Here is a 15,149-nt window from a genome sequence, read left to right on the forward strand (position 1 = left end):
GGCAGCAATCTCCTCATCGATGGTCAACACCTTCGCATGTATCATTCCTTTGTCGTACTGGTAGATTTGAACTCCAGCTTGGACTTTGCCGACTCGAAGCCAAGCCCGCCTACAGTAAAATACCTTAAAGCATCGGCGATTATCGATGCTGAATCACTATATGTATCAGGTAACTTATCAGACTCATTATGAGAAGAGGTCAATCTTTTACGATGAATAAGCTTGGGATTTGATATGCTAAGATATAGTAAGAAACCAATGACAGGCAAAACAAGGACGATTACTATCCAATTCAAAGCTTTGGCTGGCCGACGAACTTCCCAAATTGCTATGAATAACATAAAGAACGTATTTAACAGGTATAGATAAAAAATCCACTCCAACTAAAATTCCCTCCTTAGTTTTTCCATTATCATGTACAAACAATGTACATCATGTAGAAGTTTTATAACAACGAAAAGCAACGGTTTCAAAAAGGGATTATTGCCTTTTGCTTTGGGCATCTTCCAATCCATTCTTTACATTAATTAAGCCACTACCAAATTCGTGATCAGTTCCAGGGATTCCTAAATCATAAGTAGAATTCTTAATAATGTCTATTACTTCTTGGTTCGTTAAATTAGGGTTTACTGAAAGCAAGAGGCCAGCAAGTCCTGCCACATGAGGCGAAGCCATAGAAGTACCTGATAAAGCTGCATACTGCTGGTTAAAATAGGTGCTCGGAATTTGAACTCCGGGAGCTGCAACATCGATATAATCTCCATAATTTGAGAAAGGGGCACGTTGTCCGGTGTAACTTACGGCGGCGACACTTAGAACCTTAGAAAAAGCAGCTGGATAGCTCGGCTGCATAGTATTTTCATTTCCTGCTGCAGCAATCAAGACAACATTTTTACTGTATGCATAATCGATTGCCCCTTTTAAAAGGGAAGAATGCTGATAATTGCCTAAACTCATATTAATGACATCGGCTCCATGATCCACTGCCCAAAAAATCCCTTTTGCTATATCAAAGGTCGTCCCATGCCCTTCGGCACCCATTGCTTTTATAGGCATTATTTTGTTATACCAAGTGATGCCTGCAACACCTTCATGGTTGTTTGTTTCCGATGCAATGATTCCTGCTACATGGGTGCCATGCCCGTTGTCATCATCAGGGAAATTATTATTCAACAGTACATTATAACCATTTGTAATTCGTCTTCTCAAATCAGGATGGTCCAGATCAACGCCAGTGTCTATAACAGCAATAATGATATGTTCATCCCCTTTGGTGATATCCCAGCCTGCTTCTGCTTGAATTGCCGATAAGTTCCATTGGTATTGTTCTCTATATAGCAAATCATTAGGAAGTCCAATTTGATTTTGCAGATAAAGTTGGGTTCAGCAAATTCAACCATAGCCTGTCTGTTAAAATATTCAATAAGTTCCTTGGTCGAAAGCGTATTAGAACGAAAAACAATCGTAGAATTTAGCTTTTTAATGATAGTGCCATTTATCTCCTGTGTTATCCTTTTTATTTCCTTTGTTGAGGGAAGAGTCTTGAATGTAACGTTTACTTCTTTCTTAATATAATGACTCTCAGTTTTTTCATTGTGTTTAATTAGAAAAACGGAAGGATCATTTTTTAATTGATTCTTGATGGTTTGACCCATGGAAAGGCTGTTTATTTGAAGAACATTTTTTTCGTTTTTAACATTTTGGACATTGGTTATAGTGGGATTAAATTTGTTTTCGACAGCAACTGTTTTATTTTCGGGATTCTCTTTGTTTCTTGTATTTGGTACTATGAATAATAACCCTATGGATAAAAGAATAAGTACGGAAACAGTAACCAATAAGGACTTTCGTAATTTTGTCATGAGACACCTCTATAAATTTATTATTAGAAAATGTTGCAATATATGTATTAAATTTCTTATTAACATCCTTGAATCTTGATACATAAAGAACACCGTTTGAGAACAAACGGTGTATAAACTTATTCATCAATAGTATCTGAATCTGTTGCGTCTTCAGGATCTTCAATTGATTCTTCTGTATCAGGGGTGACATTATGTTCATCAATAGTATCTGGATCTGTTGCGTCGATTGGATCTTCAATTGGTTCTTCTGTATCAGGGGTGACATTATGTTGATCAATAGTATCTGAATCTGTTGCGTCGATAGGATCTTCAATTGGTTCCTCTGTCCCTGGAGTTACATCCTCCGGTGGTGGATTATTATCGTCATCTCCATTATTACACCCTAATAACAAGAAAATTGAAAGAAAAACCGTTGATAAAAGTTTCATCCACTTAAGATTCATCTTACCGCCGCCCTTTCGATTGTTGTAAATTCTAAATTATTTTCTAGGTTGGTTAACAACTAACCAACCTTTTGTCTCGTATAACTATTGTTGTTTTACCTTGAGTTTATTCTTCTTGAACACGTGTTCTTTTATTGTATTACATTACCTCTATATGGATCTTGACTTTGCATGTAGTTAGAAAATTGCTGCACCGATTGTTGAATAGTTTGTGGAGTTTCTTTTTCCAAACCGTACCATCCGTTTTTAAACATTAAGTTATATAGATTGCGGTGACAGTCGTCTGTTTCTTGGGAAACAGACGCTATTGTACGATACAACGATTCATGGCTAGCTTCTTTTAATGCAGTCGAGTATGAGGAAGATATATATTTTTCCGTAGTTAAGGCATCGTTTAGAAAATCTCTATCGTTCATTTGCGGCGTCTTAGGGACTGGTGTTTCAGGATTTTTAATCCTGTTTGGAGTATTATTTTCCACTATAGTTTCCTCCTTATTGATTCATATGTTGTGAAGGTTGATTTACATACTGTTGCATCTGTTGAAGCAGCTGTTGATAGTGTCGATCATGCATTTGTCCAGCTTGTTCAAGTGCTGCTCTTACTTCGGGATTTTGACATTGTTGAGCGAAAAAATGCATTTTCTTCATCGCAAGTAAATTCCAGCTTAACATATCGTTTACATAGAGATGATCCTTTGTTGACATTATTTCAGGCGGTTGTGTCATTAAAGCTTGTGCTTGTTGATTATTCATACCCGTCTGCATTTGTTGCATGATGTTTCCTCCTTGTTAACAATGTTGTAATCACTTTGGTAGATTGCCACACAGCGGTCAAAAATATGCAGGTATTTTAGATTAGTTTTAAAGACCCCCCACCTTTAGATAGCATTAAATACTCCCCACCTATACGCAGGTGGGGAGTATTTGTGGCTAAACTAAATATTAATTTATCCTATTCCAGATTCTGTCTAGGTCCAAGGCAACATATATTTTATCACCATTAATTTCCTTATGTATAATAGGATTGGAAAAATACTGATTTATATTTTTATTAAATTGCTTACACCTTGCTCGTGGTTTTGGTCCATATAAATCGTTTCAGGATAGTCCTTATACATACATAATGAACAAGCGAAGCAGCTTTACCAAGATGCTGCTAAACAAACCCAATCTGTTTTACAAAGCGTTGAACCACGCGTTCAACAAATCGAACAAGAAGAACCACAATATGCTCATGACGGAAACCAAGCTTCCCAAGGCAGTACGCAAGTGTCACAAGGTCAATACGGTACTGAGTTCGCAAGCCAAAATAATGCACAACAAGTAAGACAAAAAAACCAACATGCCCAGTCTTAAAAAATAAATAACTGAATCACACGTTTGTACAATTCTGAAGCTTTATGTCGCCAAAAATTTTTATGTGTTGATTCATTTGTTACCAATAAAAACATCCTTAGATAGATTAGAGGGGAGTTAAGACTCGCTCCCTTACTAAAATTTTTTTAAAAAATAAAAAGGAGCAATTGTTATGCGATTACCCGAAGACTTCAAAAGAGCTAGGCATAAAAAAGAAGAAGGGTTAAGTTTAGATCAATGCTTTTCACATCCCATTATACATAGGGAGATACGTGGGGATAAAGTATTCGTACCATTAGATTTAAAGAGAATTTGGAATCAAATATAGCAACCGTTTGGATTAAACGGATATTTTATTTATTAAGAGAAAAAGGATATTAATTTAGTTTTCAAACCTTACTTCATAATATTATTTTTAGATAAAAAATATGGATTACATTTGAACTATAAAGAAAACCATTTTTCATCATTCTAACAAAGGTTATTAAAAACATTAAAGGAGTCGTTATTCAATGACAGTAATAAATGATGTTAAGACAGCTGTAGCGGGATTGAAAAGTGCGCAGGCTAGCTTTGAAACATTTGCTCTTGGTACGGAAAATGAACAAGCTAAGCAGCTTTACCAAGATGCTGCTAAACAAACCCAATCCGTTCTAAAAAGCCTTGAACCTCGCGTTAAACAAATCGAACAAGAAGAACCTCAATACAAACAACAATAATTAAAAGACAAAAAAAGGTTGGTCGAGTAAACCAACCTTTTTACTCTCTCAATAATGGATGAAACACAGAGGTGATTATTCATGATATATAAAATAAAACAATTAAAGATCGGTCTTTTAGTATTAACGGTTATCGGAATAGGATCAGGATGTAACGGAAATCAGAATCAGTTGGGTGAAAATAATAACGATTTGAGTATTTCACAGGTACATACAAGCTTTCTTTTGCGATTCTTAACACGTTTTTTCATTGACATCAACAAACTTTATAAACACATATAAACACAATGAGACCCCTCACAACATCGTGGGTGGTTTTTTTGCCTTCATTTTTAATTCTCTTGGGTGTATTGTGTCAAAAAGGTGAAGGTTGGATTGGTAGGGGTGAATTAGCAAACAGCGAACCCGATGGATATACGCTTGGTTATATGGTCTCTCCAAATATCTTTACTGGTTAATAAATCCTACTGCAAATAAAAAGAAAATTTGGACAGTTTTTAATTTAATATCAGTCACCATGAAGATTCCGAACTTATTGTCGTAAAACGGGATGACCCCCGGTTTGACAATATTAAAGAGTTCATTGGATACGCAAAGGAAACGAGTTAGCTGTGTAGATTTATAAGGTAACAACTAACATACGAGATTGACTGCTTATTAAACGGCTATTTAAAAAGGTTTGAGAATTGTAGAAGCACTATCGCTCTTTATAGAGGACTTTATTTTTGATCATAAAAATGGACACCAATTCAGTTGAAATAGATAGAGGGGAGTTAATCAACTAGGTTTTGTTTGATGATTACCTTTATGAATTCTCAGATAAGCCTTTACAAATAGGATTTGTAAGGTATCCCGAATCAAGTGCAGCCGCCTCGACTTTCAGGTTAAATCTCTCTATTTGCCGATCAAGTCTAGAAAAGGATTAATATAGGGAGGGGAAATCGTTTTAAGATTAGTCGCTAATATCAAATGTGTTAATGTTTAGTGAATGGTCGGTATCTCTAACAGAAGCGTAAAATATATCTTTAATTTGATGATATCCCTTTGCCTTTTGTGATAAGAGCCATAATTTAATATTTGATTAAAACACGATTTTAAAAACCTATCCAAAAAAGAAACTGGCTTACAGTGAATCTTTGGTGCAAAGTTTGCCAATTCCTTCTTTATCATACCTTCTAATGAGTATTATAAACACTTTTTTCCCTGTATTCTTATGTAGAGATATTGATTCTTTTTAGTTTGAAACAATTATGTATCCAATTTTTTTTATCAATTCTATTAGATAGCATACTAATATTTACTTTCTGTTTTTTGTTGTCTTGCCTTCCAGAATATAAAAGAATTTTTCCCTTTCACATCTCCAACTTTTAATTTGACAATGTCACCTATCTGTAATTCTGTATTAATCCCCATCAAATATAGCTATACATCTCTTTCGCCCAATCTCGGATTTTTGGTTTCCTTTTTTTCTCCCAGTTTAATCCCAAATTTTATTTCTTCAATGTCCTTTTTTGGTTTTAACGTTAAACGTTGAAAGGATTTCCTTTTTTGTTTTGTTGTCATTTTTTCACCTTCTAAAATGTATGAAAAATTTGATGTTTAATAACAAAACAGTTCCTTTTTATGTATTAGACAAACCTTAATACGGCGACAAATGTGAATACTGCAAAGCGAATGAGCCACTTGTGCGTAGAATAAAGCCATTGATTGCGGAATATAGAGCCACTGTTTGCGTAGTACGAGGCCAATCAGTAAATTCCTCTAGTATACTTAGGGAGCATGCCTGCAGGCATGACACTCAAGTAGAAGGAGGATTTTTTTGTGATCAATTATCGTAAGATTCTGGTTATGGGGGTGGACGGCATTAGCCAAAGAACCATTAGCTCCAGCACGGGTCACTCACGAAACACGGTCGCTGAAGTTTTACAGCGTGCCAATCAAAAAGGGATAAAGAATTTAGAGGAGGCCATGAATAATGAATGGCTTGAGACTTACCTATTTCCTGAGAAGCAAGCGGTTGAAAAGGGCTATTGCCCAGTTGACTTCGAGTGGGTGCACAAAGAACTTCAAAAGAAGAATGTCACACTCACTCTCCTGCATCACGAATATGCAAGCATTTCCAGAGAAGGGGGAAAAGTCCCCTATGCATATCGTACCTTCGCTGAAAAGTATGGGAAATATGCGAAGAAGCACAAACTGACCATGCCCATCCGGAGGAAGCCGGGTGAGATCTTAGAGGTTGACTGGGCAGGTTCCACTCTGAAAATTACGGATAATGTGACTGGGGAAGTTATACCTGCATATGTATTTATCGCCACTTTGCCATACAGTCAGTTAAGCTACGTTGAGGCCTTTCTGGATATGAAGTCATCTTCCTGGCTTCAGGCACATATTCATGCATTCTAATATTTTGGCGGTGTTACAGAAGTGATTGTACCAGATAACTTAAAGACAGGTGTTACTACCGCCCGGCGGGGATACCCTTTAATTAATGAAGCGTACCGGGAACTCGCCGATTATTATCGCACGGTCGTTGTGCCCAGCAGAGTACGTAAACCCAAGGATAAACCAAGTGTTGAGGGGACGGTTGGGTACATTTCCAGGCAGATCATAGCCTCCTTGCGAAACTATCAATGCTTTCACCTTGAGGATCTGAACGCCCGTATCTTTGAAAAACTAGAAGAGATAAATACCACTGACTTTCAAAAAAGGGAGGGAAACAGACGAAATGTGTTTGAAGAAGAAGAGAAGAGCCACCTTCATCCTCTTCCCCCAACACGGTTCAAGATGACGGAATGGGCAACTGCAAAAGTGCAGCCGAACTATCACGTGCAAGTGGATTACAAGTTCTATTCCGTTCCCTATGAATACGTCCGCGAGAATGTCGATGTCCGAATGACAGCGGATTTAATTGAATTGTACTTTAAAGAAGTGCGGATTGCATCCCATCCTCGCAAAAAGAAAGCAGATGATCGCTATTCTACAAATCCGGACCATATGCCGGATAATCACAGGCTGTATCTCGACCACAATCCCGAAAACAATCGGAAATGGGCAAGAGACATCGGGCAGAATATGGAGTGCCTGGTCGAACATATTATGAATGCGAATGCCGAAAAGATGGCTTTAAATATACTGAGCACATTGAGGAACATTGCTTCTAGAAGAACAAGTGCCGAACTGGAAGAAGCAGCTAAGACTCTATTGGAGATTTCCTCGAATCCAACAGTTGCCGTTTATAAAAGCATCCTGGAGAGGCAGAAGAAAAAACAGAAGAACAAAGAAAGAATTCATGAGACTCAGACGGAGGACTACGGGTTTGTAAGAGGCGCTGAATATTTTGGGAGGAATGGCCAATGATCAACGAAGAGACATTAAGGAAATTGACGGAGATGAAGATGAGCGGGATGGCGGAACTTTATCAAATGCAGAATGAAAACAAGGACTTTCATGGCATGGATTTTGACGACCGCTTCAACCTTTTGATTGATCATGAGTATGACCGTAGAAAATCCAATAAGCTTGAACGACTAATCAAACAGGCAACTTTTGAAGACCCTACCGCAGCCATAGAACTAATTGAATATCACCCTGACCGTAAGCTGGACAAGCAGCTAATACTGGAACTCGCCTCCGGCAACTACATCCAACGGCACCACAACATCATACTGATGGGCGCATCCGGCAATGGGAAGACCTGGCTATCTAACGCCTTCGGCATACAGGCTTGTCCTCAATTCCACAAAGTGAAGTATATTCGGTTACCTGAACTACTGGACGAACTGGCAGTCGCGAAATATGAAGCGGACGGAAGTTTTCGAAAGTTGATTCAGAAATACAGAACGATTGATTTATTGATATTGGACGAATGGCTTCTGACGGAGCTTTCTCAAGACCAGGTGCTCCACCTCTTGGAGATTGTGGAAGCGAGACTGAAGAGAACGTCAACTATCTTCTGTTAACAGTTTGCCCCCGAAGGGTGGCATTCCAAGCTTGGGCAGGCACAAGTGGCTGATGCAATACTGGACCGGATAGTGCATGATTCCTACAAGATTCTTATTGATGGGAATATGTCCATGCGCGAACGGCACAGTTTAGTGGCCACACGTTAATTAAGTAACAAGAGAGCCGCTGGTTAATATAGGTCAGCGGCTCTCTAATATGCATTCATTGGCCACATAATCCGCAAATAGTGGCTCAAAACTCCGCACAAGTGGCTTTTCGTTTCGCAATACTCAACAAATGCATGCGTTTATCTTTGTTATTACATTTTCAATGTTAAATACCCATAAATAGGATGATTAAGAGGGAGAAACTCTTAAAACTTTGGGATAATATCCGAAAAATGGGAAAAATATTAGTCCTTTCAGGAAATACAATCATCTTATTTTATAAAGGTAGGGGTGTAAAAGAAATTGAAGTAGAGAAAAGAAAAAATGAAAAGTTATAAGAGCTATTGCTGTCAACGAGAAATAGAAGAAATGATGGGGATATGGAAAAGGGGTTATTATCGAAAAAATGGAGCTATACGTCAAAAATAATTTAGATTTAAATTTCCCAAAAATCATTGAATAAAAAAATTCTCCATAAAGCAAAATAAAAGAGTAAAAAAAATTCAAGGAGGAAATTATCATGACAGTAATAAATGACGTTAAAACAGCTCTAGCAGGATTGAAAAGTGCTCAAGCAAGTTTTGAAACATTTGCTCTTGGTACAGATAATCAACAAGCTAAGCAACTTTACCAAGATGCAGCTAAGCAAACCCAATCCGTTGTAGACAGCATTGAACCACGTGTTCAACAAATCGAACAAGAAGAACCTCAATACAAACAACAGTAATTAGTAAGGCGAAAAAAGGTTGGCCTCTTAACCAACCTTTTTTCAGCTGTTCAAATAATGAAAAAAAATGGAGGTGATTTTTTTGAAAGATAAAATAACCACATTGAAAAACCTACTTTTTATTATAATGGTCATTGGTTTCGCATCAGGATGTAATGGTAATCAAAATGAATTTGGTATTTCACAAGTACATACAAGTAAGCCAATTGATCAATCCGTTGCCAATCATGCGAAAGAAAAGATAATTGCCAAGGAAGATATTACAGACGTAAAAGCTGTGAATACTGATAAAGAGCTTATGGCAGCGATTAAAGTTGAGAATTTTGATCGATTTCGATTAAAGAGTATCGAGAAGTCAGTAAAATCCGACTTAGAAAAAAAATATCCCGACTATAAAGTTTTTGTTTCGACTGATAAAAAAATATTCTGGGAGCTTGAAAAGGTCGAGCAAAGACTGAAAAAAAACGATATGAATAAGAAGAACTTAAAAAATGATTTGAACAAACTGAAAAGTCTTATGAAGGAACAAACCTAAAGAGGAAGGATCGAGTTATGTCTAACAATCAAAAGAAACAACTTACTCCTGTGCAACAGGAATATCAAAAATTGCAAAAACAACGAGAGATCAAAAGACCGGTTGTTAAAAATTGTATTAAGGCCTTTTTAACCGGTGGACTTATTTGTTTGATTGGTCAGCTTATTTCAGACTTTTACATTTATTATTTCGATTTTACTGAGCAAACGGCCGGAAATCCGACGGTGGGTACGTTAATTTTTATTACAATGCTTCTTACTGGTTTTGGCGTATATGATCGAATGGCCCAATTTGGTGGGGCTGGAACAGCTGTACCTGTAACAGGTTTTGGCAATGCGGTTATATCGCCTGCCATTGAGCATCGAACCGAAGGATTTGTACTGGGCGTAGGTGGCAACATGTTTAAATTAGCGGGGGCGGTTATTTTATTTGGTGTTTTTTCTGCTTTTGTCATTGCCTTAATTAAAACCACTTTAATCCAGTGGGGTGGTTTATAATGCTAGCAGGTCATCGTACATGGATCTTCGAACAAAAGCCTGTCATTATCTCCACTGGAACCGTTGGTGGACCATTTGAAGCCAATGGTGCTATCCAAGATGATTTCGATACTCTTCATGCTGATTTATGGCTTGGGCAGGATTCCTATGAGAAAGCACATAAAATCCTTTTTGAAGAGGCTTGCCAAAAAGCCATGGAAAAAGGGGGCATACAAAAGGATCAAGTTCAATTTATCCTAGCTGGGGACTTAATCAATCAAATCACCCCAACAAGTTTCGCTAGCAGAACGATTGGAGCGCCTTATTTTGGCTTATTCGGTGCTTGCTCTACCTCGATGGAAGGACTGGCTCTAGGTGCTTATATTGTAAATACAAAAGGAGCGAAATATTTGTTAACAGGAGCTTCCAGTCATGATACAGCTGTTGAAAAACAATTTCGGTATCCAACTGAGTATGGTGGACAAAAGCCACCTACGGCACAATGGACGGTTACTGGTGCAGGTGCAGCCCTATTAAGTGATTCTGGGGAAGGACCTCATGTCACATCTGCCACAATTGGTCGTGTAATCGATATGGGATTGACAGATCCATTTAACATGGGAGGAGCTATGGCGCCAGCTGCGGTTGATACCATTGAAGCCCATTTAAAGGAACGAAATGTTGAGCCATCTTATTACGATTTAATTGTAACCGGTGACCTTGGCCAAATCGGACAGGAAGTGTCCATGGATCTATTTAAAAAGCATGGAACTCCTATTAGTGAAGAACAATACCAAGATTGTGGCCTTATGATTTATCGGGAAGGACAACCCGTTCTTGCAGGAGCAAGCGGTGCAGGCTGTTCAGCAACGGTAGTTTATGGGCATTTATTAAACCGCATGAAAAAAGGTGAATTTAAACGAATGTTAGTTGTGGCTACAGGTGCTTTGCTTTCACCGTTGTCCTTTCAGCAAAATGAAACAATTCCTTGTATCGCCCATGCAGTGTCAATTGAATACGGAGGTGAACAATTAACATGATCTATTTTTGGGCTTTTGTCGTAGGCGGTTTAATTTGTATCATTGGGCAAATTATGTTTGATGTATTTAAATTGACACCAGGTCATACCTTAAGTGCTCTTGTAGTGATTGGGGCGCTTTTAGATGGATTTGGACTATACGAGCCTTTGATTGATTTTGCTGGGGCAGGGGCTACTGTTCCGATTACAAGTTTTGGGAATTCGCTTGTTCATGGTGCGATGCAGGAAGCAGAAAAACATGGGTTAGTTGGTGTACTGACAGGAATGTTTGAAGTAACTAGTTCTGGTATTTCAGCTGCCATTGTTTTCGGCATGATAGGAGCTTTAATTTTTAAGCCAAAAGGATAAGGAGAATTAGGATGACAGTAGGATCAGATGTTAAACAGTGTTTTGCCAGTCTAAAAGGGGTAGAAGCAAGTCTCTCAAGTTTAGCATTACGGACTCTTGATGATGAATCGAAGCGAACTTTGCATGAGGCTATGATGGTAGTACACGAAGTAACAAAAGATTTAAAAAAAAGAGTAGGAGAACTAGAAGGAGAGGAACTTCAGTACAAAGGTTTCTAGAAAAACTATATTTACAGGGGGTGTAAGCAGTGCCTGAATGGTTAGATATAGCTGTACGCTCAGCATTTTTTGTTGCTGTTTTATTTTTCATTACAAAATTGTTAGGGAAAAAGCAAATTTCAGAACTATCTTTCTTTGAATATGTCACCGGTATGTCTATTGGAAATATTGGTGCAGAAGTAGCTATGGGACTTGAACGGAACATTTTTCACGGAATTATTGGAATTGTCATTTTTGCGGCTATTCCCTTTTTCACTGGTTTAATTTCATTAAAAAGTAAACGTTTTCGCAATTTTATAGAAGGAAAAGCAACTGTATTTATCAAAGATGGGAAGATTATGGAAGATAATTTAAAAAAGGAAAGATATACGACAGATGAACTGTTAGAGCTACTTCGCAGGAAGGATGTCTTTCAAGTCTCTGATGTAGAATTTGCTGTTTTAGAGGCAACAGGTGATTTATCTGTGATGCTAAAGAAAGAAAATCAACCTTTAACAGCAAAGGATATAAACTTGAAGGTTGCTTCAATCAAGGAGCCTCAGACCATTATTATGGATGGTGCAATAATGGATGAACCACTAGCCACGATTGGACGAGGTCGGGCTTGGCTATATACTGAATTAGAAAAACTAGGGGTAACGATTGAAAATGTATTTCTTGGACAGGTTAATTCTTACGGAGAGTTAACGATTGATCTGTTTGACGATAAATTACAAGTCGCACCCCCTCAAGAAAGACCCTTAATTCTTTCAACCTTGAAAAAATGTCAAGCAGACTTAGAACTATTTGCTCTTGGAACGGAATCAAAAGAGGCCAAACAAATGTATAGGTTAAACAGTGAAAAATTACAAGAAGCCATTGATAAAGTGACCGCTATTTTAAAAGGATAAGGATTTAGCTTAGATTCATACATGACGAAAAAAAGATACCATTTTTAATTGGAAAAAGTTTAAAAACCTTAGTCCAATTTCGGACTAAGGTGAATTTTTTTACGAGGTGTTAGAAGTGTCTATTTTTTTAGTTAAAGTTATTTTTATCTACATTGTGTTTATTGTAGCAGTAAAAATTTTAGGGAAATCAGCTCTAGCCCAACTTACCCCTCATGATTTTGGAGCGATTCTTTTTTTATCTTATTTAGCTTTTGGTTCTATTAAAGTAACGGAGTGATGGAGGGGATTATTGGAATCATTGTAATAACATGAATTCATCTATTTATATCAAAGTTAAGTTTATTAAATAAGTTAAACCCTTTTATTATCGGAAAACCGACTATTCTAATTAAACACGGGAAAATTATCTATCGAAATTTAAAGGAAAGTAGATATCCTTTACCTGAGCTGTTGTCTAATTTAAGAACATCAGGATATCCGGATATTCACGATATTGAATATGCGATTTTGGAAGCAACAGGTGAAATTAGCATTTTTCCAAGAAAAGAATTAGTTCCTATTACTCCAAAAGATTTACATATGAAAGTGGAATACCGCGGATTACCCATAGCCGTTGTCATTGAAGGGAAAGTGCAAAAGCGTAATTTAAAATTAATCAACAAAAATGAAAAGTGGTTAAAGGAAGAACTAAAGGCAAAGGGATATCTTCAAATCAAAGATATTTTTATGCTGCTGTTAGAGATACCGATCATTCATTAACCATTAACAAAAAAGATGTTAACGACTAATTTTAAGACGATTTCCTCCCAATATAAATTAATGTTTTCTCTTATTTACTCCTTATTGCATTTACCACTTTCATTTTCCAAATTTATAAAAAATTATACCTATATTTAGGAATTTACCAGATGGTAATTTTCAAAATCACTAAGTCTCTAGTTAGGACAGTGCCCAGATCATTACTCCTTTCTTGATGTCAGAACTTTCCCAACCTTAATTCTCTTTTTTTCGTTCTTAATATCTTATACAAGTTCTTATAAAGGTAGTCCATAATATATAACAGACAATCCCTTCATATTCCATACGTATACTGGTTACATAGTTTGTACATATTAAGAGAAACAGAAGGAGGGATTCCAGTTGGAGTGGATTTTTTATCTATACCTGTTAAATACGTTCTTTATCTTATTCATAGCAATTTGGGAAGTTCGTCGGCCTGCCAAGGCTTTGAATTGGATAATAATCGTCCTTTTTTTACCTGTCATTGGTTTCTGGCTATATCTTAGCATATCAAACCCTAAGTTTATTCATCGAAAAAGATTGACCTGTTCTAAAAATGAATCTAACAAATTACCTGAGACATTCGGTGCTTCAGCATCGGTAATTGCCAATGCTTTACGGCATTTCACTGTGAATGGGCTTCGAATGGGCCAAGTCCAAGTGTTTAACAATGGGATAGCAAAATATGATCAACTCCTTGTATCCCTGCAAAAAGCCCAAGAAACCATTGATCTGGAATATTTCATCTATCGGAACGACCAAATTGGTAATCGAATCACAGAACTGCTAATCGAAAAAGCATTAAATGGAGTGCAGGTTCGTTTTATGAGAGATAGCTTGGGGAGTTATAAATTCCCGCGTGAAAAAATCCGGCAGATGGTTGAAGCAGGGATAGAATGCAGGACAATATTTCCTCTGCGATTTCCCTGGATTTTGTCCAATTGGAATTATCGGGATCATTGTAAGATTGTGACGATTGACAGAAAGGAATCCTTTACTGGCGGTATGAACGTTGGGTATGAATATACAGGATTAAAGCCAGACGTAGGATTTTGGAGGGACACTCATTTGCAAATTATAGGGGAAGCAACAGGCGACTTGCAGACTGTTTTTGATGTTCATTGGGAAATCGCTGTGCCGGAAAGAATAAAATCAAAAACAAATTTGAAAACAAAATCAGAGGTAACGAAAATCAATTCAATCGGCAGAGCAGATCATTCCAAATGGTCAGCCGAATTGGGATCAGAGTTGAGCACCCTTGATGATAAAGAAATGGACATATCCGGAAAAACTAGGACATTGCATAAAGCGTATATCCATACGTTGGAAGGAAACCCTGGAATTCCTACCCCAGTCATTCGGCAAGCTTACTTTATAGGTATAACACAGGCGATCAAGACTATTGATTTAACAACACCCTATTTTGTACCAGAAACGGATATTATCATGGCATTAAAGACAGCAGTAACTCGTGGTGTCCGTGTAAGATTGCTGGTTCCTCGCCACAATAATCAAAAAATCGTGGGTCTTGCAAGCCGTACTTATTACGGAGAACTTATAGAAGCTGGAGTTCAAATCTACCAGTACGACAAAGGAATGATACATGCGAAGGTGTTGATCATCGATGAGGAGATTGCAGAA

General features: G+C 37.4%; 18 protein-coding genes and 5 pseudogenes. 16 read left to right on the forward strand and 7 right to left on the reverse strand.

What is annotated here, in order from left to right; all coding sequences use genetic code 11:
* Positions 1-192: hypothetical protein (locus RBB45_RS25985; RefSeq protein WP_306010629.1), on the forward strand; the 192-nt coding region annotated here is incomplete at its 5' end.
* On the opposite strand, the pseudogene RBB45_RS26410 reads toward RBB45_RS25985, so the two are convergent.
* From RBB45_RS26410 to RBB45_RS26015, 6 genes and pseudogenes are all read right to left on the reverse strand, one after another.
* A pseudogene (locus tag RBB45_RS26410) lies at positions 102-383 on the reverse strand (PLDc N-terminal domain-containing protein); the annotation flags it as partial. The gene RBB45_RS25985 and the pseudogene RBB45_RS26410 overlap by 91 nt on opposite strands.
* Positions 384-480: 97 nt before the next feature.
* Positions 481-1,341, reverse strand: a complete 861-nt coding sequence (locus RBB45_RS25995) for a S8 family peptidase (protein ID WP_306010617.1) — start codon at positions 1,339-1,341, stop codon at positions 481-483.
* Positions 1,239-1,862: a S8 family serine peptidase gene (locus RBB45_RS26000; protein WP_306010618.1), complete on the reverse strand. Its 624-nt coding sequence runs from the start codon at positions 1,860-1,862 to the stop codon at positions 1,239-1,241. The genes RBB45_RS25995 and RBB45_RS26000 overlap by 103 nt, the downstream gene beginning before the upstream one ends.
* Before the next feature lie 119 nt (positions 1,863-1,981).
* Positions 1,982-2,308: a hypothetical protein gene (locus RBB45_RS26005; protein WP_306010619.1), complete on the reverse strand. Its 327-nt coding sequence runs from the start codon at positions 2,306-2,308 to the stop codon at positions 1,982-1,984.
* 131 nt (positions 2,309-2,439) lie between these two features.
* Complete coding sequence (locus tag RBB45_RS26010; RefSeq protein WP_175502156.1) at positions 2,440-2,787, reverse strand: spore coat protein; 348 nt, start codon at positions 2,785-2,787, stop codon at positions 2,440-2,442.
* A gap of 13 nt (positions 2,788-2,800) precedes the next feature.
* Positions 2,801-3,073, reverse strand: a complete 273-nt coding sequence (locus tag RBB45_RS26015; RefSeq protein ID WP_306010627.1) for a hypothetical protein — start codon at positions 3,071-3,073, stop codon at positions 2,801-2,803.
* Positions 3,074-3,427: 354 nt separating this feature from the next.
* Here RBB45_RS26015 and RBB45_RS26020 point away from each other — a divergent pair.
* From RBB45_RS26020 to RBB45_RS26030, 3 genes and pseudogenes are all read left to right on the forward strand, one after another.
* A pseudogene (locus RBB45_RS26020) lies at positions 3,428-3,664 on the forward strand (gamma-type small acid-soluble spore protein); the annotation flags it as partial.
* Between the two features lie 512 nt (positions 3,665-4,176).
* Positions 4,177-4,383: a DUF1657 domain-containing protein gene (locus RBB45_RS26025; RefSeq protein ID WP_061794396.1), complete on the forward strand. Its 207-nt coding sequence runs from the start codon at positions 4,177-4,179 to the stop codon at positions 4,381-4,383.
* Positions 4,384-5,003: 620 nt separating this feature from the next.
* Positions 5,004-5,165 (forward strand): annotated as a pseudogene (locus RBB45_RS26030) (tyrosine-type recombinase/integrase); the annotation flags it as partial.
* Between the two features lie 640 nt (positions 5,166-5,805).
* Here the strand turns inward: RBB45_RS26030 and RBB45_RS26035 are convergent.
* Complete coding sequence (locus RBB45_RS26035; protein WP_176551066.1) at positions 5,806-5,946, reverse strand: hypothetical protein; 141 nt, start codon at positions 5,944-5,946, stop codon at positions 5,806-5,808.
* 258 nt (positions 5,947-6,204) lie between these two features.
* On the opposite strand from RBB45_RS26035, the gene RBB45_RS26040 reads away from it, so the two are divergent.
* The 12 genes and pseudogenes from RBB45_RS26040 to RBB45_RS26095 form a co-directional block, all read left to right on the forward strand.
* Complete coding sequence (locus RBB45_RS26040; RefSeq protein WP_306010621.1) at positions 6,205-6,789, forward strand: transposase; 585 nt, start codon at positions 6,205-6,207, stop codon at positions 6,787-6,789.
* Between the two features lie 21 nt (positions 6,790-6,810).
* Complete coding sequence (locus RBB45_RS26045; protein WP_306010622.1) at positions 6,811-7,743, forward strand: Mu transposase domain-containing protein; 933 nt, start codon at positions 6,811-6,813, stop codon at positions 7,741-7,743.
* Positions 7,740-8,495, forward strand: a pseudogene (istB, locus tag RBB45_RS26050) (IS21-like element helper ATPase IstB). Before RBB45_RS26045 ends, istB begins: the two are co-directional and overlap by 4 nt.
* 520 nt (positions 8,496-9,015) lie before the next feature.
* Entirely contained in the window at positions 9,016-9,222 is a 207-nt protein-coding gene (locus RBB45_RS26055) for a DUF1657 domain-containing protein (RefSeq protein WP_009336488.1), read from the forward strand.
* A gap of 82 nt (positions 9,223-9,304) precedes the next feature.
* Entirely contained in the window at positions 9,305-9,757 is a 453-nt protein-coding gene (locus RBB45_RS26060) for a YhcN/YlaJ family sporulation lipoprotein (protein WP_318060966.1), read from the forward strand.
* Between the two features lie 17 nt (positions 9,758-9,774).
* Complete coding sequence (gene spoVAC / locus RBB45_RS26065) at positions 9,775-10,254, forward strand: stage V sporulation protein AC (protein WP_009336486.1); 480 nt, start codon at positions 9,775-9,777, stop codon at positions 10,252-10,254.
* The gene (spoVAD, locus tag RBB45_RS26070; RefSeq protein ID WP_306010623.1) at positions 10,254-11,273 is read left to right on the forward strand and encodes a stage V sporulation protein AD; all 1,020 of its coding nucleotides are present in this window, start codon (positions 10,254-10,256) and stop codon (positions 11,271-11,273) included. The genes spoVAC and spoVAD overlap by 1 nt, the downstream gene beginning before the upstream one ends.
* The gene (gene spoVAE, locus RBB45_RS26075; protein WP_098797242.1) at positions 11,270-11,620 is read left to right on the forward strand and encodes a stage V sporulation protein AE; all 351 of its coding nucleotides are present in this window, start codon (positions 11,270-11,272) and stop codon (positions 11,618-11,620) included. The genes spoVAD and spoVAE overlap by 4 nt, the downstream gene beginning before the upstream one ends.
* 11 nt (positions 11,621-11,631) lie before the next feature.
* Positions 11,632-11,838 carry a DUF1657 domain-containing protein gene (locus RBB45_RS26080; RefSeq protein WP_009336483.1) on the forward strand — a complete coding sequence of 69 codons (207 nt, stop codon included), beginning with the start codon at positions 11,632-11,634 and terminating at the stop codon, positions 11,836-11,838.
* Positions 11,839-11,867: 29 nt separating this feature from the next.
* The gene (locus RBB45_RS26085; RefSeq protein WP_306010625.1) at positions 11,868-12,728 is read left to right on the forward strand and encodes a DUF421 domain-containing protein; all 861 of its coding nucleotides are present in this window, start codon (positions 11,868-11,870) and stop codon (positions 12,726-12,728) included.
* Between the two features lie 115 nt (positions 12,729-12,843).
* Positions 12,844-13,516: pseudogene (locus RBB45_RS26090) on the forward strand (DUF421 domain-containing protein).
* Between the two features lie 352 nt (positions 13,517-13,868).
* Positions 13,869-15,149: phospholipase D-like domain-containing protein (locus tag RBB45_RS26095; RefSeq protein ID WP_306010626.1), on the forward strand; the 1,281-nt coding region annotated here is incomplete at its 3' end.

This window comes from Bacillus sp. MMSF_3328, from assembly GCF_030733525.1.
Classification (GTDB): domain Bacteria; phylum Bacillota; class Bacilli; order Bacillales; family Cytobacillaceae; genus Bacillus_AB; species Bacillus_AB infantis.

What these genes read in the sequence shown, in the direction of transcription:
- RBB45_RS26000 (WP_306010618.1), bottom strand. Translation starts at nt 1,862, where the DNA reads ATGACAAAATTACGAAAGTCCTTATTGGTTACTGTTTCCGTACTTATT.
- RBB45_RS26005 (WP_306010619.1), bottom strand. Translation starts at nt 2,308, where the DNA reads ATGAATCTTAAGTGGATGAAACTTTTATCAACGGTTTTTCTTTCAATT.
- RBB45_RS26015 (WP_306010627.1), bottom strand. Translation starts at nt 3,073, where the DNA reads ATGCAGACGGGTATGAATAATCAACAAGCACAAGCTTTAATGACACAA.
- RBB45_RS26025 (WP_061794396.1), top strand. Translation starts at nt 4,177, where the DNA reads ATGACAGTAATAAATGATGTTAAGACAGCTGTAGCGGGATTGAAAAGT.
- RBB45_RS26035 (WP_176551066.1), bottom strand. Translation starts at nt 5,946, where the DNA reads ATGACAACAAAACAAAAAAGGAAATCCTTTCAACGTTTAACGTTAAAA.
- RBB45_RS26055 (WP_009336488.1), top strand. Translation starts at nt 9,016, where the DNA reads ATGACAGTAATAAATGACGTTAAAACAGCTCTAGCAGGATTGAAAAGT.
- spoVAC (WP_009336486.1), top strand. Translation starts at nt 9,775, where the DNA reads ATGTCTAACAATCAAAAGAAACAACTTACTCCTGTGCAACAGGAATAT.
- spoVAD (WP_306010623.1), top strand. Translation starts at nt 10,254, where the DNA reads ATGCTAGCAGGTCATCGTACATGGATCTTCGAACAAAAGCCTGTCATT.
- spoVAE (WP_098797242.1), top strand. Translation starts at nt 11,270, where the DNA reads ATGATCTATTTTTGGGCTTTTGTCGTAGGCGGTTTAATTTGTATCATT.
- RBB45_RS26080 (WP_009336483.1), top strand. Translation starts at nt 11,632, where the DNA reads ATGACAGTAGGATCAGATGTTAAACAGTGTTTTGCCAGTCTAAAAGGG.